This is a genomic window from Alteromonas pelagimontana (assembly GCF_002499975.2).
Taxonomy (GTDB): Bacteria; Pseudomonadota; Gammaproteobacteria; order Enterobacterales; family Alteromonadaceae; genus Alteromonas; species Alteromonas pelagimontana.
Map to the genome: position 1 here is coordinate 816,398 of NZ_CP052766.1, position 24,326 is coordinate 840,723.

The following is a 24,326-nucleotide window of genomic DNA, read 5'->3' on the forward strand; positions in this document are numbered from 1 at the left end:
TGCACTTGTTAGCTGACGCGGCGTGGCATAAATCATTCGGTCGGCCTAGCTTTCTTAAGAAAGGGAGTGGATACGACCTCAATTGGCACCGAAATACTAAAATTGAATGGTTCTCCTTGTTTGGGAAACCTTATAGATTGAGGCGACGTTGGGTCGAATACCTGTTTTAGCATATTCGGGCCGCCACGATTTCCAAACTGGGGTAGTTCGCAGATATTATTTTTTCTTTTAAACGTTTTGTCTGCTTCTTCAGGCGTTAAATCAAAGCTCCTGCACTTCTCCCAAATCTCGGGCTCACCATCTATTACGCCCAAGTCATACAGTATTTTCGAAAGTATACCAATGCCTAAATTAACCATTTTCTCAAGATTATATTGCTTACCGTCATCATCCGTAACCATAACCCCGCAGTGTATTGAATAATATTCGTCGTTCTTAGAGCGGCTAAGCAACACTAGCAGACATTCTTCTACTTGTGAGTAGCTAGATAGTCGGCGATACGTTCTGTTTATTTTACCATGCTTAGATACATCGCCAACGTCATAGAGAATTTTTAGAACGTCTCCGGGAACAGTCATCCCCAAGTAATTGAATGAAAAACTGAATAGTTTCTTAAGAATCTGATTTTTAGTCGAGGGATAGTTTTTACGTTGCTTTATTTCCAAATCAAGGAATCTACATAGGTCATGCTCTTTCTCAGAGACCAAATACTCCAGTGTATGATTGAAGTTGAGAGCGACCAGAGAGCATTTCGCTTTATATTTTTCCATTCCTATAGGGTGATTGCTTTTCAGAAACTCTTGAAGTTCATAAAAATTTGTTAAAGTGTGAGATACAAAATAATCAAGCGTTTGCATAAACAGAGCCCATAGAAACGAGGTTCAGCGTGCCTCTTCAGCTAACGCTGAAATCAGCCGCCCGAACTGCGGAGGCGATTTTTGTGTAAAATGGTCGCGTTAGCGACCGCACAAAAATGGCCGGAGCAGTTTGGGTCGGCTGCATTTTCTTTGTTGGGCTTGCTTACCCAGGTAGCTTGGCCGCGAGAACGTCAACTTTCTCGATGGACGGCGGTGTGGAGAACAACTCACCCGCCTTTGCCATAAGAGCCTCGGCGACTTTGCCAGAGAGGTGCGCTTGTCGGCCCCCCTCGTCCGGAAAAGCATCGAATATTCCAAAAGTGCTTGGACCGAGACGGATGCCGAACCAAGCAGTAGTGGCTGGCTCCTCCATCACGAGAGGCAGCCCATCAAGTAGAAAACTCTCGACGTCCTTCTCCTTGCCAGGTTTTACCTCTAGACGAACAAACAACGCTACTTTGACCATGATATGTCTCCTTTTGTTACAACGACAGTATTATACAGCTCGATTTCTAGCGAGCCCAACGCCCCAAGCAGGGGCAAGTACATGCAGGCTAACATACGGAACGAAGTGACGGGAGCCTGCATGTAATTGTCCCGCTGACTTGGTTTGTTATGTGGCTAACTTTGACCACACCGCGATGCCTATTGAAATGATGGATATTGAAAGTGAAATTACAGAGATTGTAGTAGCTAGCACAAACTTTCTTTTTTCTTGTTGTAAGCCCGCCAGCACCGAAGATAATAGCGGGAAGTTTACGCAGTGATGAGTCGCCCCAATTTTGAAAGCGAAAAAATGAACATTTGACCCGTCACTTTGGCGATAACCGTATTTTTTCTCAAGATGATAATATAACCTTCCGAAAACAATGTCCCCATCAACTTTTAGTTCTTCTGCAATGTCATCACAAGAAATAGGTACATATATTTTGCTTGCTCTTATTGACTCATCGTTTTCGTAAGCGCAAAACTGACCATAATACTTATCATGGATTTTTTCTAATATATCTAGATCTGTTGGTGTACGCACTAGTTAGCTTTCCTTTGCCACATAACGCTTTGCACACGCGCCGGAACGTAGCAGCGCAGCTGCGTAGTGACGGTCGCCGTGCTGCAACTTGTTAGCGCTTTTTGGCACTAGATAGCACCTTCTGAATGAATGGCCACTTTTGCTGGGTATATGCTTCGCGGTCAGAGCCGACGTCGGCAGCCAGCGACAACTTGAGATCTGCGTATGCCTCAGCTATAGCTGGAGACTCCCGAAGAGCATCACGGAATTTGATCCGCTCGCGCCAAAGCGGGCTTTGAAACGGAATCAGGTGCAAATGGTGTGTGCGAAATTCCGGCGTTGGCTTGCAGAACCAGTGCATAACGTCAGCTTTGTACGGATAATAACAGTAGCCATTCTGCTGGAGAATTGTGATCGCGCCTCGCGATGATTCCAAGTCTTTGACGCCGAACATGATGTCAATTACCGGTTTCGCGACCATTCCCTGCACGGCAGTGCTACCGACGTGTTCCACCGAACCCGCGAGACAGCTACCGATCAGATTCAGCAAGAACGCACGCTCGCTCTCGAACAGGCTGGGCCACTCATCATTGTATTGCTTCAGCTCAATTTCCAATTTGAACTCCCATGCCGCTAACTTTTATATAAGGGGCGCGAATGCGTGGGCGAAAATGGCGAAGCCGCCCTCGTGTTTGCGTCCCAGTGCGCCGAGGCGCACGACTTGATTTGCTTGATACTCATTGAGCCTCCTCCCTATCAGCATAAACAGAGTTTATCCTAATAGGCGACCAAACCGAGGGAGAAAACTCAATGAACTTTTATACTAATACACATCCTTACTATTGTGGAATCGATCTTCATACACGGTTACTGTATGTCTGCATTATCGATAATGAAAACAATATCTTAGTCCACGAGAAAATCGGTGACTCACCTGAAAAGTTACTGGCGCTGTTAACTCCCTATTTGGGCAATATCGTAGTTGGTGTGGAATGCATGCACTGCTGGTACTGGGTGTCAGATTTCTGTGAACAGCACAATATCGATTTTATTCTCGGCCACGCGCTTTACATGAAAGCCATTCATGCCGGGAAAACCAAGAATGATAAAATTGATGCACTAAAGATTGCCAAGCTTATTCGCGGCGGCAACTTCCCCTTAGCTCACGCGTATTCAAAAGAGCACCGTTCCATTCGTGATGCGCTGCGTCGTCGAACGCATATTATGAGAATGAGTGCACAACTTAAAGCACATGTAGCCAGTACGATTAGCCAATATAACCTACCCGCACTCGAAACCCGGTTAAATCTGCAAAACTCACCCGATCGCCAGAAAATGCATCACTTTTTCCCGGATGAAGCTGTGCAGAAAAGTATGGATTTAAATCTCAATATCATCAGTACCATGGTGCATGAACTGTATAAAATTGAACACTATGTAAAAACTCAGGCGCAAACGCATAATGCTCGTGACCTGCATATTCTTAAGTCGTTTCCAGGTGTTGGTAAAATCCTTGCACTCACGATTTTATATGAGGTTGGCGATATTCAACGCTTTCCCTCTGTTCAGAAATTCGCATCCTATTCACGGTTAGTAAAATGCAAAGCGGAATCTGCGGGTAAGTCGTATGGCACACAGGGGAACAAAATCGGCAATGCTCATTTGAAATGGGCCTTCAGTGAAGCGGCAGTGTTGTACCTGAAAGGCAATGACAACGCTAAACGCTACCTGGCTAACCTGCAAAAACGCATGAGCAAAGCTAAAGCCTTATCAGCTTTAGCTCATAAAATTGGGCGATGTATCTACTTTATGCTGAAAAACCAACAGGTGTTTGATGAAGAGCGCTTTTTAAACGGGTAAGTCGCACAGTGGCATGAGCTTTAGCGTCTAACTGGTTAAACGACGAGTATCGTCTTATCGCACAACACTCTGCAATCAGCAGCTTCGATAAGTATACCAACAGCTCATAACCCGTTGCGTTTGATTAGACATGCCACTGTTGCGCATCATTTCCTTTTTCAGAATTTGCTTACACCTTCACTGAGCCCGGTACTAACTGGCGTAAAGCAGCCACTTAGTTTTGAATAGGACAGAGAAAGGTTAACCGATGAATGTCTAGTGCCGTTGCCAGTCAGATGGAATTGAAAAGTGCAACATTAAGAGCCTCTATATGTGTTTGACGTAGGCAATACGCCTAACATCGACCATGACAGACGAAGTAAACGGGTTCTATAAAGGGCTAAGTATTGATCTTGAAATAGTGGTCAAAGGGCTATCTTTTTTCATTGACAGCCCGGAGGCTCATATGTGTTATACATAAACCGGCTTTGAACTGCCAGCATGTTTAACGGCTTTTAGAATATGGCACCAGCCAAGCAGAGCGAAGATGCGAAGCTGTTACCATTGCTTTTTACGCCAGCTTGATGTCGAAAAAGGAATTGATGCGCGGTAAGTGGATTGACTGAATGAGCCCCAGAACAAGCTGAAAGCGCTGCCTTGCTGTTAAACAATCCTTGCCGCTGAACCCAATTTTTTTTTTTGAAAAAGGGTTTATGTATAACGCCCCAAGCAGGGGTAAATTTTGCGATTTAAGCGCAGCAAAGCAAAATTTGTCCCACTGCCTTGGCTGGTTATGCGTTGTTTTCGCTATTTATCTTCCTTAACCTAGAAACAAAGGAATTGCCATCGCTGCCAAACGGTAGCGTCACCTCCGTATCCGTGTAGACACGGGGATCTTTAATTAAGTCGATCAGGTCCTGCATATCCCTAACCATTCGATTTATGTTATCTGCATCAAGTTTGAGCTTGAATTCGAATTTCCCCATAACGGTTTTAAGGTCAGTATGAGCGAGAACTTTATTTCGCCATATCTTGATCCCTGTGCTTTCATAATCCTTATAAAGCTTATCGTAAACTGCAGACAACTCCGGGCTGCCAGCTTTCTCAACAAATCTCAATAGCGAAAGGTTGTCATTTGATCCTGCTTTTGCTGGATCCATTAAGCATGAAATCTTAAGACAAATTTTCTCAAGGAAGCTACGCTGTATTCTTTTAAAGACGAATCCATTAAACTCATTCAGTACCGAAATGGACTCATCCGTTCCAAATAGCTGATTGTAAATTGTCAAATCCGTGCATAAAGACACGAAGTAACTTTCAAAACACTTTATCTCAGAATCCGAAAATAATGAACGATCAATCTTTGGCGTACTGGGAAGTGGTATTCCCGTGCGTTTGGAGAACTCCTCCCAGGATGATGTTGTTGAGAAGCCTTTATGGTCATCTTTCACTTTAGGAACCTCTTTCACACGTGGGTAAACACATAACGGCCCGCATAACAGGCAAAAATACGTAGGCTACAATACCAAGCGAAGCGCAGGGAGCCTACGTGTTTGTGTCCCAGCGAGCCCGCGAGCGAGTTTATGCGCTTGTTATGTTTTTATACTACTATGGTTAGTTACCAACCGGCCGCATAGTCTTTGTTCGCTTTAAACGCTTCGACCTCTAAAGGTGCTTTATCGTACCCATATTCTGCTAAATCCGAGAAGTGCTGAGTTATTAAATGGTCGAGACTGGTTCGTTCAATTTGAAGTACGTGTACCAATTCATGAGCTAGCTTTGGTCTATTTAGTTCATAACCATTACGAACATAAATTGAGTATCCGAACACTTGAGCGTTGTTGATGATACCTTCACCAATGAATCCGAGTGCTTCACCTAATGTTTTCAGGGCAAAGTTTTCGTACGGGAACGGAACTTCATCCACATACACAATCCTAACTTTCTCTGAATTTTGAATTCCTATATCGGTTGCTAAAGACAATTCTTGTGCATTTAAAGGTGTTCCAGACTCCAAACCTTGTCTATCAGTTTCATACGCCCAGTCAATATACTGTGGTAGCAATATTTTTGAGATAACTTTCTGGTAAGACAGTATTGCTACGATAATGGCAACGACCAAGATAAGCGTTGTAAACTTGATGAACTTCATGTATTTCAAATCCCTTTTTAAAAAATCCTAGTGGTTTGCGAAAAAACATAACACTTTGCATAAGCGGTTTTGGCCGCTCTTGTTAAAATCCGCTTGATGCATTTGTTAGTTTTGTTGCTTAACACGTGTATTTGTCCTAATCAGCCAAATAATACTATAAAAACCACCAAAACCTGGAATAGCATGGCAAAACATTGATGGCATGTAGGTTAATTCGGAAAATCTTGGAATGAAAAAAAACGACCTTTGAAATTTTATTTTATCTTTGAGGTGGTTAAGCAATGATTTCACGTATATCTGAGCAAAGGAGAATATTTGTCGAAACTGTAACCCCAGTAATAAAACAAAGAGTTCTAGCCCGATCGCATCTATAAACATTGCCAGCATGATTGTGTCAGGCCTAACTAGAAGTAAACATACAACCGCAATACTAGCGTACTTCATAAATATTCCTTTCATTAATTCTTCCTTTTAAAAACTAACGCCGCCATCACAGGTGGAAAAAGGTGAAGAGAGCGAAGCGAACGTAGCTTTTTTGCATCCTGTGCATGGCTTTGTTAGGCATTGCTAGAACAAGCTATCTTGCTGATATTTAAGCTGGTTAATATTCGCTCTAAGCTTTAGTTTTTTATCCGCTTTTTCAAAAGCTGAATCGCTCATATATGATACTAATTTTTCTAGATCAGCAATTTCCTTAACTTTTAGAAATTCTTTCGCTTTATTAATATAAACAAGTGATATCTTTTTTCTCTTTAAAAGTTCTATTGCATTACTTAAAGTTCCGGTACTTTTTGTATCCCAAACCATTAGTCCGTAATCGCAGTCTTCAGCCATTTTCACATCTTTTGCGGTAAAAAAAGCTCTGGTCCCGGGTTGAGCATTAGTTTCAATTACTTCTGTATGCCAATTCCCTATATTATTTCTTGGTCTTCCCCCCGAACAATATACAAGGACCGACTTTGTTTCTTGTGAAATAAGGTACTTCTGTATTGAACTATCAACACCATCAGCATCACCAACAATAACCTGACAGTTCGAACTTATAATATTATTGATTCTATCGAGAACATTGCCGTCTAAGTTCTTGATTTTCATAGAGCCTGATATAAATACCTTATGCATTATCTTTTCCTGGTTACAGTCGCTACGTACACATTTCCTATTTTAGGATAGTTTTTCAATGCAGTAGTAGCTGCTTCTAGTGATGACCCCGTATCAAAGAGGTCATCTATAATTAGTACATCATATTTCCCGTCGGGTAATACATCGTAAACGGTAAACGCCCCAATAAGGGCAGATATCTTTTCATCTCTTGATTCGATATCTTTCATTGGTGCTGTAGTTCCAGTTTTTACAAGTAAATCTTCGCGACAAGGAATACCTCTTAATCGAGCATACTCTGTTGCTATTTCTGTGACTGGTTGCCTACTTCTAACCTTCGATGCAGGCATAGGTATAACCAGACTTGCGGAGGAAAAGGCTTGTCCAAATGAAGCGCTTAGTTGACTTGCGATAGCTCCGACTTGGGAATAATCTGATCGGTACTTCAATTGATAAAGCGCTTCCCCAGCCTCTGGCCTAATTGTATCAAACTGCATGTGACCATATTCATTGTAACCAGTAGGAGTGCTACTCAGCGTATGTTTATCAAGTGAGTACCCTAGAGTCCATATTCCATCGATCTGCTTAATGTTTACATCCATTTAAATTTCCTCACTTTGATACTCGATTGCCTACACACCCTGCTTAGGGGCAGCGAGCCTGCGAGCGACTACAGCAGTTTGTTAGCAGTACTTTGCACGCAATCGCTCAAATTCCTGTTTACACTGTTCCCATATTAATTCGATTGCTTTATCGTTTTCTTCTAGTAAATCCAAGGAGACAACAAAATTTTCATTGGCATAAATCTTACGCAAGCCTTGAAATATTGGAACGACATCTCTAGAGATAGTATAAGGACTAATTACTGACTTACGGTCTAGTGGGCAATATCGGCTCAACTTCTCAAATGAATGAGCATAAATATGTCTGTACTTAAGATATTTATCTTGTTGGTGCTGAGATTTTTCACTTAGGTGTTGATAGTTATCATTTCTCGCTGGATTTAACTCATCTTTTATCATCATTATTTCAGCATGTCTGTGCTCATGTATAGCACGATACAATTCGCTAAAACTATCTTCCAATTCAGAAATTAAAGTATCAACCTTCGAATATTTAAACTGCGTGCGCCAAGAGTTAAGGGCTAAAAATGCAACAAGGACACCTAAAGTTGTTGCTGCATGAGAGATCATCTCTAGAGCTTTACTCAATCCTTCGGGTTGCTCAAACGTTTGTCCAATAATGACTCCAACCAATATCAGTAAAAGACAGACAAATGTGTAAAAAATATTAAAATTCAATACCTAAAAACTCCCTCTGTACTGCTAACAGTTTACTATCTTTCAAAATGGGGCGTTCTGCCCGCCCACTTTGGTGCATTTTTTCAATAGTTGTTTTACAGTATGCCATAACTTCCTGCTTTTACACCAGAAACTGATTTGGGGCTTTTTGCTCATGTGAAAAAAGGTCAATGTGGAGTTAGATTAGACGCGCTACGGGAAAATTTGGATTACCTGGCAAATTGCTTCCATGGAAGTGATAAGACGCGTTTAAAAATGGCACAGAATAGAGGAAATGGCAGCCTAAAATCTTGCTCGCGTTGTTTACTGCAACAACAACTTTAGCGTTCGGATTAACAAAAAGGCGAACTATCAGTTCGCCTTTGCTTTAAGTGACAAAAGTACGATTACATCGGAGCAACTTCGCCTCAAAAAGAGGAAATCACTCCTCCATATAGCTCTCAATAGCCGGGCAAGAACACATCAAATTGCGGTCGCCATAAACGTCGTCAATACGGTTTACGCTGGGCCAGAACTTGTTGCGCGCTACCGCTGGTACTGGATAAGCGGCTAATTGACGATCGTAGCTGCGGTTCCAGTCGCTGTCGCAGATATCCGCAAGTGTATGGGGCGCATTGTGCAGCGGGTTGTCGGTAGCGTCCCATTCGCCGCTTTCGACTTTGGCAATTTCTTTACGAATGCTGATCATGGCTTCAACGAAGCGGTCCAGTTCGTATTTTGCTTCTGATTCGGTGGGCTCGATCATTAGCGTGCCTGCCACCGGAAAGCTCATGGTTGGCGCGTGGAAGCCGTAGTCGTTCAGGCGCTTGGCGATGTCCATTTCCGATACCCCTGAGGCGTCTTTGAGCGGGCGCAAATCAATAATACATTCGTGGGCTACGCGACCGTTGCGGCCTTTGTAAAGTACATCGAAGTGCCCTTCCAGCGACTTCGCTACGTAATTTGCGTTTAAGATTGCCACTTCTGTGGCCTTGCGCAAACCTGCCGCTCCCATCATTTTGATGTACATGTAGCTGATAGGCAAAATAGAGGCGCTGCCCCACGGTGCGGCTGATACGGCTCCGCAATCTTTACCGGAGGTGTCGATATTCACCACGCTGTGGTTTGGCAGAAAAGGGGCTAAATGAGATTTCACGCCAATTGGTCCCATGCCTGGGCCGCCGCCACCGTGCGGAATACAGAACGTTTTGTGCAGATTTAAATGCGACACATCTGAACCGATGAACCCTGGCGCGGTAATACCAACCTGAGCGTTCATGTTGGCGCCGTCCATGTAAACCTGGCCGCCGTGCTGATGCACGATGTCGCAAATTTCACGAATCGTTTCTTCGTAAACACCATGAGTAGAAGGATAAGTGATCATAGCGCAGGATAGATTATCGCCCACTTCTTCGGCTTTTTTGCGCAAGTCGTTAAGGTCAACGTTACCGTTTTTATCGCAAGCTACCACCACCACTTTCAGGCTGACCATTTGCGCCGAAGCCGGATTAGTGCCATGAGCGGAACTTGGGATCAAACATACATCGCGATGCCCTTCGCCGCGGCTTTCGTGGTAATGCTGAATAGCTAGCAACCCGGCATATTCACCCTGTGCACCGGAATTAGGTTGCATACAAAGCGCGTCATAGCCGGTGATGCTGATAAGCCAGTCGCTCAGTTCGCCTATCATTTCCTGATACCCTTGCGCCTGATCCAATGGCGCGAACGGGTGCATCTGCCCGAATTCCGCCCAGGTGACGGGGATCATTTCAGCAGTTGCATTTAGCTTCATGGTACAAGAGCCAAGGGAAATCATGGAATGATTCAGTGCCAGGTCCTTGTTTTCCAGTGATTTGATGTAACGCAGCATTTCAGTTTCAGAATGATACTGATTAAATACTTCGTGGGTGAGAATATCCGAAGTGCGGGTAAGTTCGGCGGGAATAGACTGGCTGCCTTGCGTGGTAACTTCGGCATCCAACGTTTCAATATCTAAACCGTGATCATCGCCCACCAGCACTGCTAGCAACTTGAGAATATCATCGCGTGTAGTGGTTTCATCCAGCGAAATGCCTACGGCACCGTCGATGTCAGCGCGCAGGTTCAAACCGGCAGCATAGGCTTTTTCAAGCACAGAGGCTTTATTGTCGACGCTAACGGTGAGGGTATCGAACCAGGTGTTGTGACGAAGCGCCAATCCTTTTAATGTTAACCCGGTAGCAAGAATATCCGCGAAGCGATGAATGCGGCTGGCGATGGTTTTCAGTCCTTTTGGACCGTGGTAAACGGCGTAAAATGATGCCATATTTGCCAACAACACCTGTGCAGTACAAATGTTGGAGTTCGCTTTTTCGCGGCGAATGTGCTGTTCCCGTGTTTGCAACGCCATGCGCAGTGCAGGACGATCACGGGTATCTTTACTAACACCAATAATACGGCCGGGTAAGGAACGCTTAAACGCATCGCGGGTAGCAAAAAATGCGGCATGAGGACCGCCGTAGCCCATTGGCACCCCAAAGCGCTGTGCGCTACCTAGTGCCACATCAGCGCCTAATTCGCCTGGCGATTTAAGCATCACCAGGCTCATCAGGTCTGCGGCAACAGCCACAATGCCTTTTTTGGCCTGAACAGCAGTGATAATGTCGCGGATATCTTTAATTTCACCGGTGGTAGTTGGGTACTGCAGCAACGCCCCGAAAACATCATGTTGTGCCGCTTCTTCAGCAGGGCCGGTAACAATGCCAAACCCGAACATTTCTGCGCGGGTTTCTACTACGTCTTTGGTTTGTGGATGCACGTCATCGGCAATAAAAAACGCGTTCGCTTTTTTATTTTTAGACACCCGTTTGGCTAACGCCATGGCTTCTGCAGCGGCGGTTCCTTCATCCAGCAGTGAAGCTGACGCCAGTTCGAGACCGGTTAAATCAATCGTCACCTGTTGGAAGTTCAGTATGGCTTCCAGCCGGCCTTGAGCAATTTCCGGCTGATAAGGCGTATACGCGGTATACCAGCCGGGATTTTCCAGCACATTTCGCAGAATGACATTCGGCACGTGGGTATCGTAATAGCCCATACCAATAAAAGAGCGATTTATTTTATTCTTTGCTGCTACTGCTTTTAGCGCTGCCAGTGCTTCTACTTCCGTCGCGCCTTCACCAACATTAATGGGTTTATCAAGCTGAATACCGGCCGGAACCGTTTGCGCCATAAGATCGTCAAGTGAGTCTGCACCCACCACATCCAGCATCGCTTTAATTTCTTCTTCACCTGGGCCAATATGACGGCGGACAAAGGCGTTTTTCTGCTCTAATTGAGCCAGTGTAAAACTTGAATTCGACATAATAGAGTAAGCACTTAGCAATGGTTAATTCAAAAACAAAAGGGGCGGTAATCCAGCCCCTTTTATTGCAATAAAGTGTAAAAAGCAGTTGAAGGGTGAATTATTCTTCGTCGATGCTGTTCTCGTAACCTTCAGCATCCAATAGCCCTTCAAATTCCTCTACGTCGTCGGCTTTAATTTTAAATAGCCAGCCGTCGCCGTAGGAATCTGAGTTAACGAGTTCTGGGGAGTCTTCCAGATCGGTGTTAACCGCAATAATTTCACCACTGATTGGGGCATAAACGTCAGATGCTGCTTTCACCGATTCGGCTACAGCAACATCATCGCCAGTGCTGACTTGATCGCCAACATCGGGCAGATCTACAAACACCATGTCACCCAAAAGATCCTGAGCGTGCTCAGAAATACCTACTGTAAAAACGCCGTCACCTTCAGGGCGAACCCATTCATGGGTAGAGGCGTAGCGTAAATCGGTTGGGATGTTGCTCATAATAGTTCCTGATTCTGAATAATTGTTAATTACAAAACACTTTTGCCATTGCGTACAAAGCCGGGCTTAACCACTTTTACTGTAACCCACTTTTTGCGCATTTCCACCTCAACGGTTTCACCCACATTCGCGGGAACCCGTGCCATTGCAATTGCATGTCCAAGTGTGGGAGAAAACGTGCCTGATGTGATCACGCCTTCGCCGTTATCTGTTTTAATGTTCTGACCGGCACGTAACACGCCTTTTTCGGTCATAACTAAACCCACCAGTTTATCGGTACCGGCTTCGCGTTGTGCTTCCAACGCTTTGCGGCCAACAAAATCCCGGTCTTCTGGTTCCCAGGTAATCGTCCAGCCCATATTGGCGGCTAACGGCGATATGGTTTCATCCATATCCTGGCCGTACAAATTCATGCCCGCTTCCAAACGCAACGTATCACGCGCTCCCAGACCACAAGGTTTTACGCCAGCATCCAACAAACGCTGCCAGAATTGGCCCGCTTCGGCTTTCGGTACCATAATTTCATAACCGGTTTCACCAGTGTAGCCGGTAGTGGCGATAAATAAATCTTCAGCCTGCACGCCAAAAAAAGGTTTCATTCCTGCCACCGCTTCTTTTTGCGCGGCGCTGAATAACGTGGCAGCTTTATCTTTGGCATTCGGGCCTTGTACGGCAATCATGGCGAATTCGGAGCGTTCGGTAATTGTTACATCAAAGCCTTCGGCCTTGCTACGCAGCCAATTCATATCTTTTTCGCGGGTAGCCGAATTTACCACCAGTCGGTAATTGGTATCGTCGAAATGATACACAATGAGATCATCAACCACGCCGCCTTTTTCGTTTAGCATTCCGCTGTACAACGCTTTGCCTTTATCTTTTAGCTTGGCGACATCGTTAGCGAGCAGGTTACGCAAATACGCTTTTGCCTGCGCGCCAGTGACATCGACAATAGTCATATGAGAAACATCAAACATACCTGCGTCTTGACGCACAGCATGATGCTCTTCAATCTGCGACCCGTAGCTTATTGGCATTTCCCAGCCAAAAAAGTCGACCATTTTCGCACCCGCTTCGAGGTGTTTTGCATGTAGGGCGGTGGTGTTAGTCATTCGACTTACTCTTTGTGAATTGGACAAATCGGTAATGAGTATAGGTTTTCAACCTGGCAGCAACAAATTGGAATTTCTTATCGTTACATTTATAAATATAATGTAGTGATGTTTCTTCATCAGTATTTCAAATCATTATGAAACAGCTATCGTTGGATAACTTGCGCACATTTGTCAGTGTGATTGAGCAAGGGGGTTACTCTAAAGCTGGAGAATGGCTGGGGCGATCACAACCTGCCGTAAGTTTGCAGATTAAAAAGCTTGAAGAACAACTTGGTCGCAAGCTATTTACTAAAGTCGGGCAACGACATCTTCCCAGCACCGATGGCAACTGGTTATATCCTAAAGCCAAAGACTTGCTGCAGATGAACGACGCAATTTTCCGCAGCTTAACCCCTGCTCCGCTTAGCGGTCGCCTTCGCTTAGGCATTCCCAACGAATTTGCTTCAACGCTGTTACCAGGGCTTATCGGCGAGTTTTCCAAACGCTATCCGGATGTTTCGCTTGAGGTGACGTCGGCGCTTAGTCGTGATTTGCTACATCAGTCGCGACGCGATAATTTCGATTTAATTCTGGCGTTGGTAAACCCTGACGAACAAACGCAGGGCGAACTGGTTTTAGAAGATGATATGGTGTGGGTGGGCGACCCGGGGCGGCCATTAGCGGGAGACAGCATTTCGCTGGTGCTGGCGCCTGATGGCTGTATGTATCGCAGCCGCGTGATTGAACAGTTAAAACAGCAAACCCGCGCTTGGAAAATCTCATACACTAATGCCGATCTCACAGGCTTGGTGGCCGCAATTCAACAAGGGCTTGGCGTAACAGCGCTGGCAAAATCCAGCATGCCAGATAATCTGGCGGTGCTCTCTCACCAGCATCTACCGCGCCTGGGTACGGTAAATATCTGTTTATTCAATCAAGACACCCAACACCCGGTGGTAAGTAAAACATTAGCAGAATTCATTAAATCTCGTCTCAACAGCTAAAGGAAGTTACGCCTGCGCTGGCGCCTGTCTTTACTTTTAGTACCTAAGGCCAGTTTTTTACGCTGCTGATATTAGCTCATAATGGCTGTCAATTTACCAGCGAAGGAACGCGTATGACACCGCAACAGACCTCTTTATCACATTCCTCTACACCCTCGTTTCCCAAAGACCTGCTGATTGGGTTTATCTCGGTGTTTGTTGTTGGGCTGGGAATGGGTATTAGCGTAGGCATGGTGTTTATGGCGGTATAATACGAATCCGCATTGATGTGGATTCGTATAAGCTTCTATTGCTGGCACTTGACTTATAGCGCGACAATTTGAGCCGCAAGTAAAATGCCTATTTCTAAGAATTTCAGCAGCGCCTGCGTTAAGCAGCCCGCTTTAAATGGCGGGCGTACTGAAAGTTAAACGCTTAGTGGCGCCAATTTACCGATGGGGTTTTCCAGCGAAACCGGCGGCTCTGTAAACCAGTTAGCGCCGTTTTCGCCCATATAAATGCAGTCTTCCAGGCGAACGCCAAATTCACCCGGAATATAAATGCCAGGCTCATTAGATAAACACATGCCGGGCTGCAGCGGTGTGGTTTCGCCGTGAACAAAATTAACGCTTTCGTGCCCTTCCATGCCAATACCATGGCCGGTGCGGTGAGAAAGTCCGGGTAAACTGTATTCGGGGCCGTAACCCAGTTTTGCATAATAGCTGCGCACAGCATCGTCGACCTTTCCGGCTGCAGTGCCAAGTTGCGCCGTCTCAAACGCAATTTGCTGCCCCTTTTTTACTTGTTCCCACACCATTTTTTGCTTTTTGCTGGCTTCACCAAAAACAAATGTACGGCTGATGTCTGATTGATATCCGTGAACAGCGCAGCCGCAGTCCATTAACACCACAGAGCCTTCACGAATGTTCTGCTGCTGCTTGGTGCCATGAGGATAAGCACTGGCTTCATTGAAAAGCGTTAATCCCCAGATATCATGGCCGCCGAGTGCCTGCTGAGCATTGGACATCAGCAGTTTTACATCTTGTTGAGACATGCCTTCCTGAAGTTGCGAATATACATGCTCATACGCCTTTAATGTGATTTCGTTGGCTTTATGCATTAATTGCAATTCATGAGCACTTTTAAACATGCGACAGCCCAGCGTAACCGGATCAGCGCTGACATGTTGCATATCGGGTAAAACTGACATCAATCCGTTCAGTACGAAATAACGCACCGTGCTTTCAAATGCCAGCTTACCTTTGGTAATTCCCCGGTCTTTTAATATTCCTTTAAGTTGAACAAAAGGGTTTTCGTGTTCCTGCCATACCCGAACGTCGCGACCCACCGCGAGCGTCTCCCTTACGCTGGGTTCTTCAAAAAACGGGGTAACAACGCCAACCTCCCCTTCCTGCGGGATCACCAAAGCAGTTAATCGCTCACTGCGCCACCACTGAATGCCAGAAAAGTAATCCATTGCGGCTCCCGGCTCTAACACCACTGCCGCAATACCGTGATTTCTCATTAGTTGTTGCGCACGTTTGATACGCTGTTGGCGCTCAGTAGCAGAAATGGGAGTAGTGCTTCCGGTAATGTCGGTTAACTGCGAACCAGCCGAAGATGTGGATCCCGCTTTCCGTTGCGCCATTGACGGAAGTGCAATTGTAGCCAGCCCTAAGCCAGAAAATTTGATGAAAGTGCGTTTATTCATAATGTGCGTGTTCGTCGTCTTATTTTGTCTATCATTATGAACCTGATGGAAATTCGCAACCTTTTTTAAGGGGCTAGCGGCAAAGCCGCCAGCCGTCGGTCAGGTTCTTTAGCGTAAGACTATGCTGATTAGCACGGCAACTTTGGCCAGACCTGTAGAAAGGCGTAACAAAGAAACACGCCCGTATGAGCGAAGACTACTTTACCGGCTCATACTGGGTAATGGTGACGTCTTTTACCAGGCGGTCGACATGGGACTGAAACGCCGAGAAATGACCAGCCTCCATATGCATCTGCAAACTGTTCCGTGAATCCCACTCTTCATAAATTGCCAGGGAGTTAGCATCGTCGCTTCTTATCATCAAGTCATAGCGATGACAGCCAGATTCTTTGCGAGAATACTCTTGCAGCACTTTACAGGCTTTTAATACTTCATCCCGTTTGCCGGGCTGCGTGGTTACCGTGGCGATAACATTAATCATAACGCCTCCATTCTATTACTGTTTTCTGCCTGCTCGTCTCACTGTGTGCCAGCGCTTGCGGAAGTTCGCTGGCTGGAAATACGCCGGGCTTTTCCATTGCCAGTTTGTCAGTAACAATATCATTAAAACGTTGAGCATTCATTGCCATTAATACTTGCCAGTCATGCTTATCGCCATATTGATGAAGGGGCCCTAACGCCACTTCATGATAGGAAATTGCTCGCGTAAACTGAGGATCTACCGGCGTATTTATCCGCCCCTGAATGCACACTATATGGCCATTTGCACGCAGATGAGGCACAAGCTGCCTGGCGTTATCCTCTCCTTTAGTATCGAAAATCGCAAAATATTTTGCCGCAATTGCAGATTGGTTATGGATAAGTTTATCTACGCCAAACACGGCTTTGTCTTCTTCAGAAAAACTTGATGACAGCACGCTAACATGCGCTCCCTGCTCATGTAGAAACTGCGTTATCCACTTAGAAACCGCTCCCATACCGACAACCAGAACATCTTTATGGGCAACATTCGGCACTTTAGAAAAAGCCAGTAGCGCGGTAGATAAAGGACACGGCAGTGATGCAGCCACAGTCATCGGCATGGCAGCTGGCACAGTAACCGCCCGGTTTGCTTTTACGATTGTATGCGTCGCAAAACTGCCGGGTAGCTTTAAGGATTGATGGTACGCTACCCGCTGATTCATCATCTGCGTGGCGGCTTCGCCGGTTGCGACCACCTTACCGGCACCGTCCACTCCCGGCACCTGTCCCTCAGGCCAGTTTAAAGGATTATCTTTAATAAATTTCCAGTCCACAGGGTTGATCCCTGCGGCAACGTTTTCTACAAGAATTTCATCATCTTGCAGCGCTGGTAGTGAAAATAGCCCATATTCCATCGGCTTACCCGCGCCGGTAAATTTCCAGCCTTGATAATCATTCATATTATACATCCCATTCTGGCGCAAAATCCGGTGTTGCCTGGCGATCATTTCTATCAAGTTTGTCAATTGCAGCAATGTCTTCGCGGCTAAGGGTAAGATTTCGCGCGTTAAAATTTGTTTCCAGATGTTCACGTTTAGTAGACATCGGAATGGTGATCAACTGGTGCGCCAACTGCCAGGCAAGTACGACTTCTGCTGGCGAAACATCGTACTTTTCAGCGATGCCTTTAATAGTGTCATCCTTTAACACTTTACCCACTGCAAAAGGCATATAGCCGGTAACAGCAATTCCTTTTTCTTCGCAATGCGCACGCAGCTTCTTGTTCTGCAAGTACGGGTGAACTTCCACCTGGTTTGTCAGAATCTTGTCTCCGGGAAGAGTTGCCAAGGCTTCATCAATGTGCGCGATAGTGAAATTCGATACGCCGATATCGTGAGTCAGCCCTTGCCCTTTCGCATCAGATAATTGATTAAGATATTCGGCCATTGGTTCGCCGTTTGTGGGGGAAGGCCAATGAATAAGCAGCAAATCTACATAATCCATCTGCAGTTTACTTAGGCTTTCTTGTACGCTGGGCAAGAATGCTATTTAAGTTGTCGTTCCAGACTTTTGTGGTAACAAAAATTTCTTGTCGCGGTATGCCGCTGTCTTTTATAGCGCGCCCTACCGCTTCTTCATTACCATATATCTGGGCGGTATCGATGTGTCGAAAGCCCACTGCCAGCGCTGACTTCACCGAATCATAAGCCACTTCATCCTTTAGCCTGAATGTGCCCATTCCCAAAGAAGGAATAATATTCTTTTTTGCTGTCATGCTGTCTCCTGAAGATATAGTGCTAAGCGTTTGGCTACTTGTTACATACTCTTTATTTGCACAGCAAGATTAGCTTTGTATTAAAAGGATCCAGGAAAATCGTAGTATCAGAGGAAAAAACGCTGGTAAAACTAATACTAATCCGCGCCGATGTGCGCTCACTCGGCGCGAGAGCTTTTTACTTTTACCAAGTTAACTTCGTGGAGGTTAAGTGAGAATCGAACGCAATTTGTGCATCTCAAAAGCTGAGAAGGCTGCGCCGAAGGGAAAGGAATAGATGCAATTATTTATGAATAAGGTTGTTATGCTTCGCTATTGCCACAGCGAGAGATTGCGGGTACTTTTAAACATATGTGACGATTTCTTGCCCACACTTCTGGAGCCAGGACGCTCCAGCAGAAACATCAGGAGCGGTTCTACGGCGTTTCAAATGAAAAATTTTCAACTTTATTTCTAAAAGCGACTGAAATCTTGTTCACTCATTCATGCTTTGCCCTGACTGTCACCACCCCATAGCCTCATTCAGCCACTTTTGCTTAAGTAAAGGGAGATGGTCAGTGGCAGTTAAACCGGCGCCGCGTATGAGCTTCTTCAGCGGGTTATCTCCCGCAAACAGTGTTTTAAACCCATCCATTGCCGCAATCATTTTTATAGCTTGCGCTTTGCGCTCGCGCTCGAATGGCCGTAAGTGACGTAACCGGGAAAAATCTTTGTTTGCTTTAAGACAGTTTTCAATAGCGGTAGCCAGTGCGAAAGCATCCTGCATACCTAAATTGGCGCCCTGACCGGCCAGTGGATGAATGGTATGAGCGGCATCGCCGATGATGACCACACCGTCACTTGCCCATTGTCTGCTATAACGCATCACAAGCGGAAAATGCTGGCGCGCGCTGGCTAATGACATTAAGCCTAGCACACTGTTACTTGTCGCTGTAAGTGCGTGACTAAAGGCAGTATCGTCCAGAGCCAGCAGATGCTTTGCTTGTTCGTGTGTTTGCGACCACACAATAGAACAAGTGTGAGGATCCGCCATTGGTAACAACGCTAACGGGCCATGTGGCGTGAATACTTGCCTGGCACATTGGTCATGAGGTTGCTCGCAATGTATATTGGCTACAATGGCTGTTTGGCCATAATCGCGAAATGTAAGGGGGAAATTAGCCTGGCGTCGAATGTAAGAATTTGCTCCATCGGCCCCAACCACTAAACGACAGGCGACGACTTCATCCGTATCCAGCATCAGCATGGTTTCCTGTTGTCCCCAAAGCACTTTAGCAATTTGCCCTTGCAGAGCCGTAACGTTCTGGCCCCGCACCGATTCCGCCAATGCATTAATCAGCACCTGATTTTCCAGAATATGACCTAATTGCGCAGCCCCAATATCTGCGCTATTAAAATGGATTTCGCCGAAACTGTCTTTATCCCATACCGTCATACTGGTGTACGGCGCCAGGCGAGACTGTTCCATCCGCTGCCACACGTGTAGCCGTTGTAAGGCCGTTGCATTGGCACCGTTTATGGCGCTCACTCGCAACAGTGGGTCGTTTGGCAGGGATTTGCTGAGCGGTTTATCGCTAATAACAGCTACCTGAATATCCAGAGCCTGTAGCGCGTTCGCCAGGGTTAAACCCACCATCCCGCCACCTACAATGGCAATATCAACTTTATGCATGCCTGTGTCCCATTAGTCTCATGCGTGAGGACCGTAACCGGTAGTTTGCAACACAAAGCGCTGCTTTAGCCACTGCGTATTATTCATAGCTAATAAGGCGAGGTTTCTGCCTGCTTTTAGCGGGCCTGTGTTATTAGAAAACAGCCGAACCATAGAATCGGTGAGCGAAATGGTAGCACGCCTGTCCGCCTCACGTTTTTTACTGTACTGTCTTAACGTGGCGTACGCCCCCGGATCTTTACCTTGCGATAGTACATCTACCAGATCTATGGCGTCACGCAAACCGAGATTAAACCCCTGCCCGGCAATAGGGTGCAATGTTTGCGCCGCATTTCCTGCGATTGCTACGCGCTGGGCAATGCTGCTGTCAGCGTATTGCAATGACAACGGGTAAGCAGTTCTGTCACCAACGCGGGTAATTTTCCCCTGACGGTAGCCGAATGCAGCCTGCAACGCGTGAATAAATTTCTTGCCCTCTAACTGGCATAAAGCACCAGCTTTTTCTGGCGGCACCGTCCACACCACAGAGAAACCATTCTTTGTACTTGTTCTGCCATCAAAAGCGGGGCTAAAGGGTAAAAAGGCCAAAGGTCCATCAGCAGTGAAGCGCTCATAAGCACGATGATGATGGGGTTGGGATGTCAGCACATTACAGGTAATTGCTGTTTGTCCATAGGATTGGACGTGGCGGGTTAGTCCGCTTTGCTGGGTAAGGTTCGACCGGCCTCCATCAGCAATAACCATCAAGCGGGAATGCAGCGTTTGTCCGTTGGATAACGTCAGCGTCACCTCATCTTGATGCTGTTCAATATTGTTAACCGTTGCCGGAGTAATCACCTCAAGGCGGGGATGAGCCAAGCCATCATGCAGAAGTTTGCCCAGCGTAGAAAGCGCGACAACTTCGCCAAATGACTGGTTGCCAAAATCTTCCGCGCGCAGATGACATAACCCAAGTGAGCCCTGATCTGATACCTGAATCTGGTGAATCGGCACACTGGTTGCGCGGCGGCAATCGACCCCCAGCTTATGCAGTTCATCCACCGTTCGCTTAGCCAGCGCCATGACTCTGGCGTCAAAACCTGGATGAGCAGAATCAGGCTGAAAAGGTTTTGCTTCTACCAGTGCGATGGAAAAATCGGTATTAGCCAGCAGACCGCGGGCAATTATGTTACCCACCGTTCCACCGCCAACAATCACAACATCTGTTCTGTTCGGCTTGGTCACGTCGCTACTGCTTCCTCATTAGCGCTTCAATGTCATCTACGGTTTTAGGCACATCACTGGTGAGAATATCAACACCCGTTGCTGTAATCACGACATCATCTTCAATTCGAATGCCGATACCCCGGTAAATGTCGGGAACATCAGCGTCAGCACCAATGTACAAACCTGGCTCTACCGTGATCACCATGCCCGGCTGCAGCTTTCTGTGAACACCTTGCTTTCTGTAATCACCCACATCATGTACATCTAAACCAAGATAGTGCCCCAATCCATGCATGAAATATTGTCGCCAGGTCTGCTTTTCCAGATTTTCAGATACACTGCCTGACAACACGCCTAACGCCACTAATCCCTCAGTGAGAACTTCGACGGTTCTGTTCGTTGCTTCATTTAACGTAACGTCGGGGCCGAGTAGATCAAGGGCGGCTAACTGCGCTTTTAGCACCAGATTATAAAGCGCTTTTTGCGGGCCAGAAAACTTTCCCGACACCGGGAACGTCCGCGTAATATCTGCCGCATACCCTAAATATTCGGCACCCGCATCAATTAAAATCAGGTCGCCTTCCTGCACCTGCGCGCTGTTTTCGGTGTAGTGTAAAATACAGGCATTTTCGCCGCTGCCTACAATGGTGTTGTAGGCCGCATGGCGCGCGCCGGACATCGCGAATTCATGATGAAGCTCAGCTTCGATTTGATATTCGTAACAGCCAGGATGCGCGAAACACATAGCCCGGCGATGCGCAGCAGCAGTGATTTGCGCAGCAGCTTTCATGGCCGCGATTTCACTGGCAGATTTGAATAGCCGCATTTCATGTAGCATTGGGCGAATATCCTGAAGCACTGGCGGCGCCAGGTTTTCCTTCGGCGCATTGCGTAATGCAGCAATGGCACCGAGCACCAGTTCATCCGCTTTGGGATTCTGGCCTAACGCAAAATAAACGTTGTCATGGTCTGCCAGCCACTCCATCAGAACATCATCAAGCTCATTAAGCTCAAACGCTTCATCCAGACCAAATTTTGCCAGCGCCATTTCCGCCCCCAACCGGCGGCCCTGCCAGATTTCCGCAGCAGGATCTTTAGTTTGGCAAACCATTGCACGATAGCCATCAGGGTACTGTTGATGGTTGGAAAGCAGTAACCATGTTTCAGGTTCGCTAAAGCCGGTTAAGTACCAGAAGTCGCTATCCTGGCGGAAAACATATTCGGTATCCCGGCTTCGAGTAACCGGCAGCGCAGCGGGAATAAGGCATACGCTGTTAGCAGAACATTGCGCCAGCAGTCGATGCTGGCGAGAAATAAATTCCTGAGCGCTAATCATTGCAACTCCCGATTAATGAACAGAAGGATGGTGTTGCTGATCTTCAAGTAGCGACTGCCCCAGCTCACTGAAGCACAAAAGCGCAGAAATTTTTACGTATTCCACTACTTCGTACAGAGCCCGCTCCGATTCTTCGTCTTCATTCATCGGCTCTTCCATGCGTGAAATGTCGGCAAAATCTTCCAGCGCTTCTTTAACATCATCGGAACACTGCATAAGATCCTGCTGATACAAACCAAACCCCAGCATAAATCCCTGCACCCAATGGATAAGCGCCATGCCGCGATCGTTAATGGGCGTTTGATCATCGGGTAACATTAACTGCAACGCAAATTCCGCTTCCAAAAATTGATGACAGGTTTGGTTAAATAATGTCGTCATTACCTGTTTAACCGGCTCACTAAAAGGTTCGCCTTGATTGGTGGTATCGGCAAGAATTTCTAACCATTTTTGGTCGGTTAACGACATACCGCCACATAGCATCCCGCACAAGGTGCCATGAACTTCCGCGCCATCCACCACTATTCCTTGCTGAGACAACGTATTAGAAACGCTGTCGTAATCGAGGTGTTTTTCCACGTTTATTCATCCCAAATTTTTATCCTCATGCTATCAAAGTACGCAGATAAAACCCAGCTTCCGTTATCGTTGCAGAATGAGTTAATTTGCCTTTTTCTTACATTTACCCTTTCGTCATAACGCTGAATCCTTTAAGATCTTTGCACAGAGTTTCAAAGGTGACGTGACCGATTTGTTCAGAAGACCAGGATAGGGTTCTTCACAACCTAAGGCTTTCAGCAAAAATTTGTCCTTTTGGTCAGGAAAAGCCGGGGTGAGGAAGAATTACGAAGTGATCTACTTCACGGCAACGCGCGTTTGTTATACTCTGTAGCGTTACGCATATAACAATGCCTCCTGGGATGTTTGCCAGTTCATTCATGTCCCTGGCCGATGCTTTAAACCAAGGAAGTTGATTGCGTTGCTATTGTGCAAGCTCGGCTCGTACCGAGAAGCCTACGGCAATGATGATGCTTCCGCCCTGAACTTTTCGGTTCACGGGCGAACGATGAACAGCGGCATTTTGGGAGGCGCCCTCTTTCGACGGAAGTAGAAATGGCAATAATAAATTTTGGTTCGATTAATATCGACCACGTGTATCAGGTTCACCATTTTGTTAAACCCGGTGAAACCCTGGCTTCGACGCTCTATCAGCAGTTACTTGGCGGAAAAGGCGCAAATCAGTCTATCGCATTAGCGCAAGCTGGAGCCGACGTAAAACACGTCGGAAGCGTTTGCCAAACGGATGCATCATTCAAACAGACATTGATAAAACACGGTGTAGATTGCCGGTACGTCAAATGTGATGAAACGCCATCCGGTCACGCTATCATTCAGGTGACTCCCAATGGCGAAAATGCCATTGTCCTGTTTGGCGGAGCCAATCAAACTATTACTCCCGACACAGTTCGCAAAGCTCTGCTAGACACCACATCCTCAGATTGGGTACTTACGCAAAACGAAACCAGTGCCATTGATGAAGTTCTCAGGCAAGCTAAAGCCAAGCATTTAAAAGTTGCCTTTAACCCAGCGCCTATGAGCGACTCGGTAAAAGATCTGCCGTTGGATTGTGTCGATTTGCTTATCGTTAATGAAACCGAAGCTGCAGCCATTACCGGTGAAGACACGCTTGATGAGATTATTGCGTATTTCAAAGCCCATTGGACTCACGCTGAAGTCATCATTACCCTTGGCAAAGCGGGAGTGATAATGATCAGAAAGAATGATGTCATTAAAGTGGATGCCTACGTTGTCGATGCCATCGATACGACAGCAGCCGGAGATACCTTTATCGGCTATTTTCTTTCTGCCTACGCCACTCATACAGATGCCAAACAGTCGCTAAAACGAGGCTGCGCTGCATCCGCAATCGCCGTTACCCGTCAGGGCGCCGCACAGTCGATTCCTTCCGAAAAAGAAGTAGACCGGTTCCTAGCAAAGCACCACAAATAATTAAAGAGTAAAT

The 24,326-nt window shown here is 46.3% G+C and carries 24 protein-coding genes, 1 other RNA gene and 1 pseudogene; 5 read left to right on the forward strand and 21 right to left on the reverse strand.

Features of this window, described 5'->3' with window-relative positions; all coding sequences use genetic code 11:
- Positions 1-32: 32 nt before the first annotated feature.
- The 4 genes from CA267_RS03800 to CA267_RS03815 all read right to left on the reverse strand — a co-directional run bounded on the left by CA267_RS03800 (position 33) and on the right by CA267_RS03815 (position 2,482).
- A complete protein-coding gene (locus CA267_RS03800; RefSeq protein WP_075608720.1) occupies positions 33-857 on the reverse strand; it encodes a hypothetical protein in 825 nt (274 codons plus the stop codon).
- Positions 858-1,020: 163 nt separating this feature from the next.
- On the reverse strand, positions 1,021-1,323 hold the full coding sequence (locus tag CA267_RS03805; protein ID WP_075608719.1) for a putative quinol monooxygenase: 303 nt from the start codon (positions 1,321-1,323) through the stop codon (positions 1,021-1,023).
- A 147-nt stretch (positions 1,324-1,470) separates the two neighbouring features.
- Entirely contained in the window at positions 1,471-1,887 is a 417-nt protein-coding gene (locus CA267_RS03810) for a hypothetical protein (RefSeq protein WP_075608718.1), read from the reverse strand.
- A gap of 91 nt (positions 1,888-1,978) precedes the next feature.
- Complete coding sequence (locus tag CA267_RS03815) at positions 1,979-2,482, reverse strand: GrpB family protein (protein ID WP_170669014.1); 504 nt, start codon at positions 2,480-2,482, stop codon at positions 1,979-1,981.
- Positions 2,483-2,676: 194 nt separating this feature from the next.
- Here CA267_RS03815 and CA267_RS03820 point away from each other — a divergent pair, with 194 nt between their 5' ends.
- Positions 2,677-3,726 carry an IS110 family RNA-guided transposase gene (locus CA267_RS03820; RefSeq protein ID WP_097349170.1) on the forward strand — a complete coding sequence of 350 codons (1,050 nt, stop codon included), beginning with the start codon at positions 2,677-2,679 and terminating at the stop codon, positions 3,724-3,726.
- Between the two features lie 770 nt (positions 3,727-4,496).
- On the opposite strand, the gene CA267_RS03825 is transcribed toward CA267_RS03820, so the two are convergent.
- From CA267_RS03825 to gcvT, 9 genes are all read right to left on the reverse strand, one after another.
- Positions 4,497-5,156 (reverse strand): AbiU2 domain-containing protein, encoded by a 660-nt coding sequence (locus tag CA267_RS03825; protein WP_075608717.1) that lies wholly within the window; start codon positions 5,154-5,156, stop codon positions 4,497-4,499.
- Between the two features lie 167 nt (positions 5,157-5,323).
- Positions 5,324-5,857, reverse strand: coding sequence for a hypothetical protein (locus tag CA267_RS03830; protein WP_075608716.1), 534 nt, complete (start codon positions 5,855-5,857; stop codon positions 5,324-5,326).
- 105 nt (positions 5,858-5,962) lie between these two features.
- Positions 5,963-6,316 carry a hypothetical protein gene (locus tag CA267_RS03835; RefSeq protein WP_075608715.1) on the reverse strand — a complete coding sequence of 118 codons (354 nt, stop codon included), beginning with the start codon at positions 6,314-6,316 and terminating at the stop codon, positions 5,963-5,965.
- 108 nt (positions 6,317-6,424) lie between these two features.
- Positions 6,425-6,979, reverse strand: coding sequence for a hypothetical protein (locus CA267_RS03840; RefSeq protein WP_075608714.1), 555 nt, complete (start codon positions 6,977-6,979; stop codon positions 6,425-6,427).
- Positions 6,979-7,560, reverse strand: a complete 582-nt coding sequence (locus CA267_RS03845; RefSeq protein WP_075608713.1) for a ComF family protein — start codon at positions 7,558-7,560, stop codon at positions 6,979-6,981. Before CA267_RS03845 ends, CA267_RS03840 begins: the two co-directional genes overlap by 1 nt.
- A gap of 81 nt (positions 7,561-7,641) precedes the next feature.
- Entirely contained in the window at positions 7,642-8,259 is a 618-nt protein-coding gene (locus CA267_RS03850) for a hypothetical protein (RefSeq protein ID WP_075608712.1), read from the reverse strand.
- Between the two features lie 421 nt (positions 8,260-8,680).
- Positions 8,681-11,578, reverse strand: coding sequence for an aminomethyl-transferring glycine dehydrogenase (gcvP, locus tag CA267_RS03855; protein WP_075608711.1), 2,898 nt, complete (start codon positions 11,576-11,578; stop codon positions 8,681-8,683).
- Between the two features lie 100 nt (positions 11,579-11,678).
- Positions 11,679-12,068 carry a glycine cleavage system protein GcvH gene (gcvH, locus tag CA267_RS03860; RefSeq protein WP_075608710.1) on the reverse strand — a complete coding sequence of 130 codons (390 nt, stop codon included), beginning with the start codon at positions 12,066-12,068 and terminating at the stop codon, positions 11,679-11,681.
- 29 nt (positions 12,069-12,097) lie between these two features.
- Positions 12,098-13,177: a glycine cleavage system aminomethyltransferase GcvT gene (gcvT, locus tag CA267_RS03865; RefSeq protein WP_075608709.1), complete on the reverse strand. Its 1,080-nt coding sequence runs from the start codon at positions 13,175-13,177 to the stop codon at positions 12,098-12,100.
- Positions 13,178-13,314: 137 nt separating this feature from the next.
- Between gcvT and CA267_RS03870 the strand changes: the two genes are divergently transcribed.
- Both CA267_RS03870 and CA267_RS03875 read left to right on the forward strand, forming a co-directional pair.
- Positions 13,315-14,163 carry a LysR family transcriptional regulator gene (locus CA267_RS03870; RefSeq protein WP_075608708.1) on the forward strand — a complete coding sequence of 283 codons (849 nt, stop codon included), beginning with the start codon at positions 13,315-13,317 and terminating at the stop codon, positions 14,161-14,163.
- Between the two features lie 113 nt (positions 14,164-14,276).
- Complete coding sequence (locus CA267_RS03875) at positions 14,277-14,414, forward strand: hypothetical protein (protein WP_170669015.1); 138 nt, start codon at positions 14,277-14,279, stop codon at positions 14,412-14,414.
- A gap of 155 nt (positions 14,415-14,569) precedes the next feature.
- Here CA267_RS03875 and CA267_RS03880 read toward each other — a convergent pair whose 3' ends face one another.
- The 8 genes and pseudogenes from CA267_RS03880 to CA267_RS03915 all read right to left on the reverse strand — a co-directional run bounded on the left by CA267_RS03880 (position 14,570) and on the right by CA267_RS03915 (position 22,882).
- Positions 14,570-15,853 carry a M24 family metallopeptidase gene (locus CA267_RS03880; RefSeq protein WP_075608707.1) on the reverse strand — a complete coding sequence of 428 codons (1,284 nt, stop codon included), beginning with the start codon at positions 15,851-15,853 and terminating at the stop codon, positions 14,570-14,572.
- Between the two features lie 196 nt (positions 15,854-16,049).
- Entirely contained in the window at positions 16,050-16,334 is a 285-nt protein-coding gene (locus tag CA267_RS03885; protein WP_075608706.1) for a putative quinol monooxygenase, read from the reverse strand.
- Entirely contained in the window at positions 16,327-17,274 is a 948-nt protein-coding gene (locus CA267_RS03890; RefSeq protein WP_075608705.1) for an alcohol dehydrogenase catalytic domain-containing protein, read from the reverse strand. Before CA267_RS03890 ends, CA267_RS03885 begins: the two co-directional genes overlap by 8 nt.
- 1 nt (position 17,275) lies before the next feature.
- A pseudogene (gene dkgB / locus CA267_RS03895) lies at positions 17,276-18,089 on the reverse strand (2,5-didehydrogluconate reductase DkgB).
- A 502-nt stretch (positions 18,090-18,591) separates the two neighbouring features.
- Positions 18,592-19,761, reverse strand: coding sequence for an FAD-dependent monooxygenase (locus CA267_RS03900; protein ID WP_075608704.1), 1,170 nt, complete (start codon positions 19,759-19,761; stop codon positions 18,592-18,594).
- An 18-nt stretch (positions 19,762-19,779) separates the two neighbouring features.
- The gene (ubiH, locus tag CA267_RS03905; protein ID WP_075608703.1) at positions 19,780-20,985 is read right to left on the reverse strand and encodes a 2-octaprenyl-6-methoxyphenyl hydroxylase; all 1,206 of its coding nucleotides are present in this window, start codon (positions 20,983-20,985) and stop codon (positions 19,780-19,782) included.
- A gap of 4 nt (positions 20,986-20,989) precedes the next feature.
- Positions 20,990-22,303, reverse strand: coding sequence for a Xaa-Pro aminopeptidase (pepP, locus tag CA267_RS03910; RefSeq protein ID WP_075608702.1), 1,314 nt, complete (start codon positions 22,301-22,303; stop codon positions 20,990-20,992).
- Positions 22,304-22,315: 12 nt separating this feature from the next.
- Positions 22,316-22,882 (reverse strand): UPF0149 family protein, encoded by a 567-nt coding sequence (locus CA267_RS03915; protein WP_083638347.1) that lies wholly within the window; start codon positions 22,880-22,882, stop codon positions 22,316-22,318.
- A 330-nt stretch (positions 22,883-23,212) separates the two neighbouring features.
- Between CA267_RS03915 and ssrS the strand changes: the two genes are divergently transcribed.
- Positions 23,213-23,395, forward strand: a non-coding RNA gene (gene ssrS, locus CA267_RS03920) — 6S RNA.
- Between the two features lie 21 nt (positions 23,396-23,416).
- Entirely contained in the window at positions 23,417-24,313 is an 897-nt protein-coding gene (locus CA267_RS03925) for a ribokinase (protein WP_075608700.1), read from the forward strand.
- Positions 24,314-24,326: the final 13 nt, after the last annotated feature.

Excerpts from the sequence above, each read along its gene's own strand:
- CA267_RS03830 (WP_075608716.1), bottom strand. The coding sequence starts at position 5,857 with ATGAAGTTCATCAAGTTTACAACGCTTATCTTGGTCGTTGCCATTATC.
- CA267_RS03835 (WP_075608715.1), bottom strand. The coding sequence starts at position 6,316 with ATGAAAGGAATATTTATGAAGTACGCTAGTATTGCGGTTGTATGTTTA.
- CA267_RS03840 (WP_075608714.1), bottom strand. The coding sequence starts at position 6,979 with ATGCATAAGGTATTTATATCAGGCTCTATGAAAATCAAGAACTTAGAC.
- gcvT (WP_075608709.1), bottom strand. The coding sequence starts at position 13,177 with ATGACTAACACCACCGCCCTACATGCAAAACACCTCGAAGCGGGTGCG.
- CA267_RS03805 (WP_075608719.1), bottom strand. The coding sequence starts at position 1,323 with ATGGTCAAAGTAGCGTTGTTTGTTCGTCTAGAGGTAAAACCTGGCAAG.
- CA267_RS03875 (WP_170669015.1), top strand. The coding sequence starts at position 14,277 with ATGACACCGCAACAGACCTCTTTATCACATTCCTCTACACCCTCGTTT.
- CA267_RS03820 (WP_097349170.1), top strand. The coding sequence starts at position 2,677 with ATGAACTTTTATACTAATACACATCCTTACTATTGTGGAATCGATCTT.
- CA267_RS03880 (WP_075608707.1), bottom strand. The coding sequence starts at position 15,853 with ATGAATAAACGCACTTTCATCAAATTTTCTGGCTTAGGGCTGGCTACA.
- CA267_RS03890 (WP_075608705.1), bottom strand. The coding sequence starts at position 17,274 with ATGAATGATTATCAAGGCTGGAAATTTACCGGCGCGGGTAAGCCGATG.
- pepP (WP_075608702.1), bottom strand. The coding sequence starts at position 22,303 with ATGATTAGCGCTCAGGAATTTATTTCTCGCCAGCATCGACTGCTGGCG.
- gcvH (WP_075608710.1), bottom strand. The coding sequence starts at position 12,068 with ATGAGCAACATCCCAACCGATTTACGCTACGCCTCTACCCATGAATGG.
- gcvP (WP_075608711.1), bottom strand. The coding sequence starts at position 11,578 with ATGTCGAATTCAAGTTTTACACTGGCTCAATTAGAGCAGAAAAACGCC.
- CA267_RS03885 (WP_075608706.1), bottom strand. The coding sequence starts at position 16,334 with ATGATTAATGTTATCGCCACGGTAACCACGCAGCCCGGCAAACGGGAT.
- CA267_RS03900 (WP_075608704.1), bottom strand. The coding sequence starts at position 19,761 with ATGCATAAAGTTGATATTGCCATTGTAGGTGGCGGGATGGTGGGTTTA.
- CA267_RS03925 (WP_075608700.1), top strand. The coding sequence starts at position 23,417 with ATGGCAATAATAAATTTTGGTTCGATTAATATCGACCACGTGTATCAG.
- CA267_RS03845 (WP_075608713.1), bottom strand. The coding sequence starts at position 7,560 with ATGGATGTAAACATTAAGCAGATCGATGGAATATGGACTCTAGGGTAC.
- CA267_RS03800 (WP_075608720.1), bottom strand. The coding sequence starts at position 857 with ATGCAAACGCTTGATTATTTTGTATCTCACACTTTAACAAATTTTTAT.
- CA267_RS03870 (WP_075608708.1), top strand. The coding sequence starts at position 13,315 with ATGAAACAGCTATCGTTGGATAACTTGCGCACATTTGTCAGTGTGATT.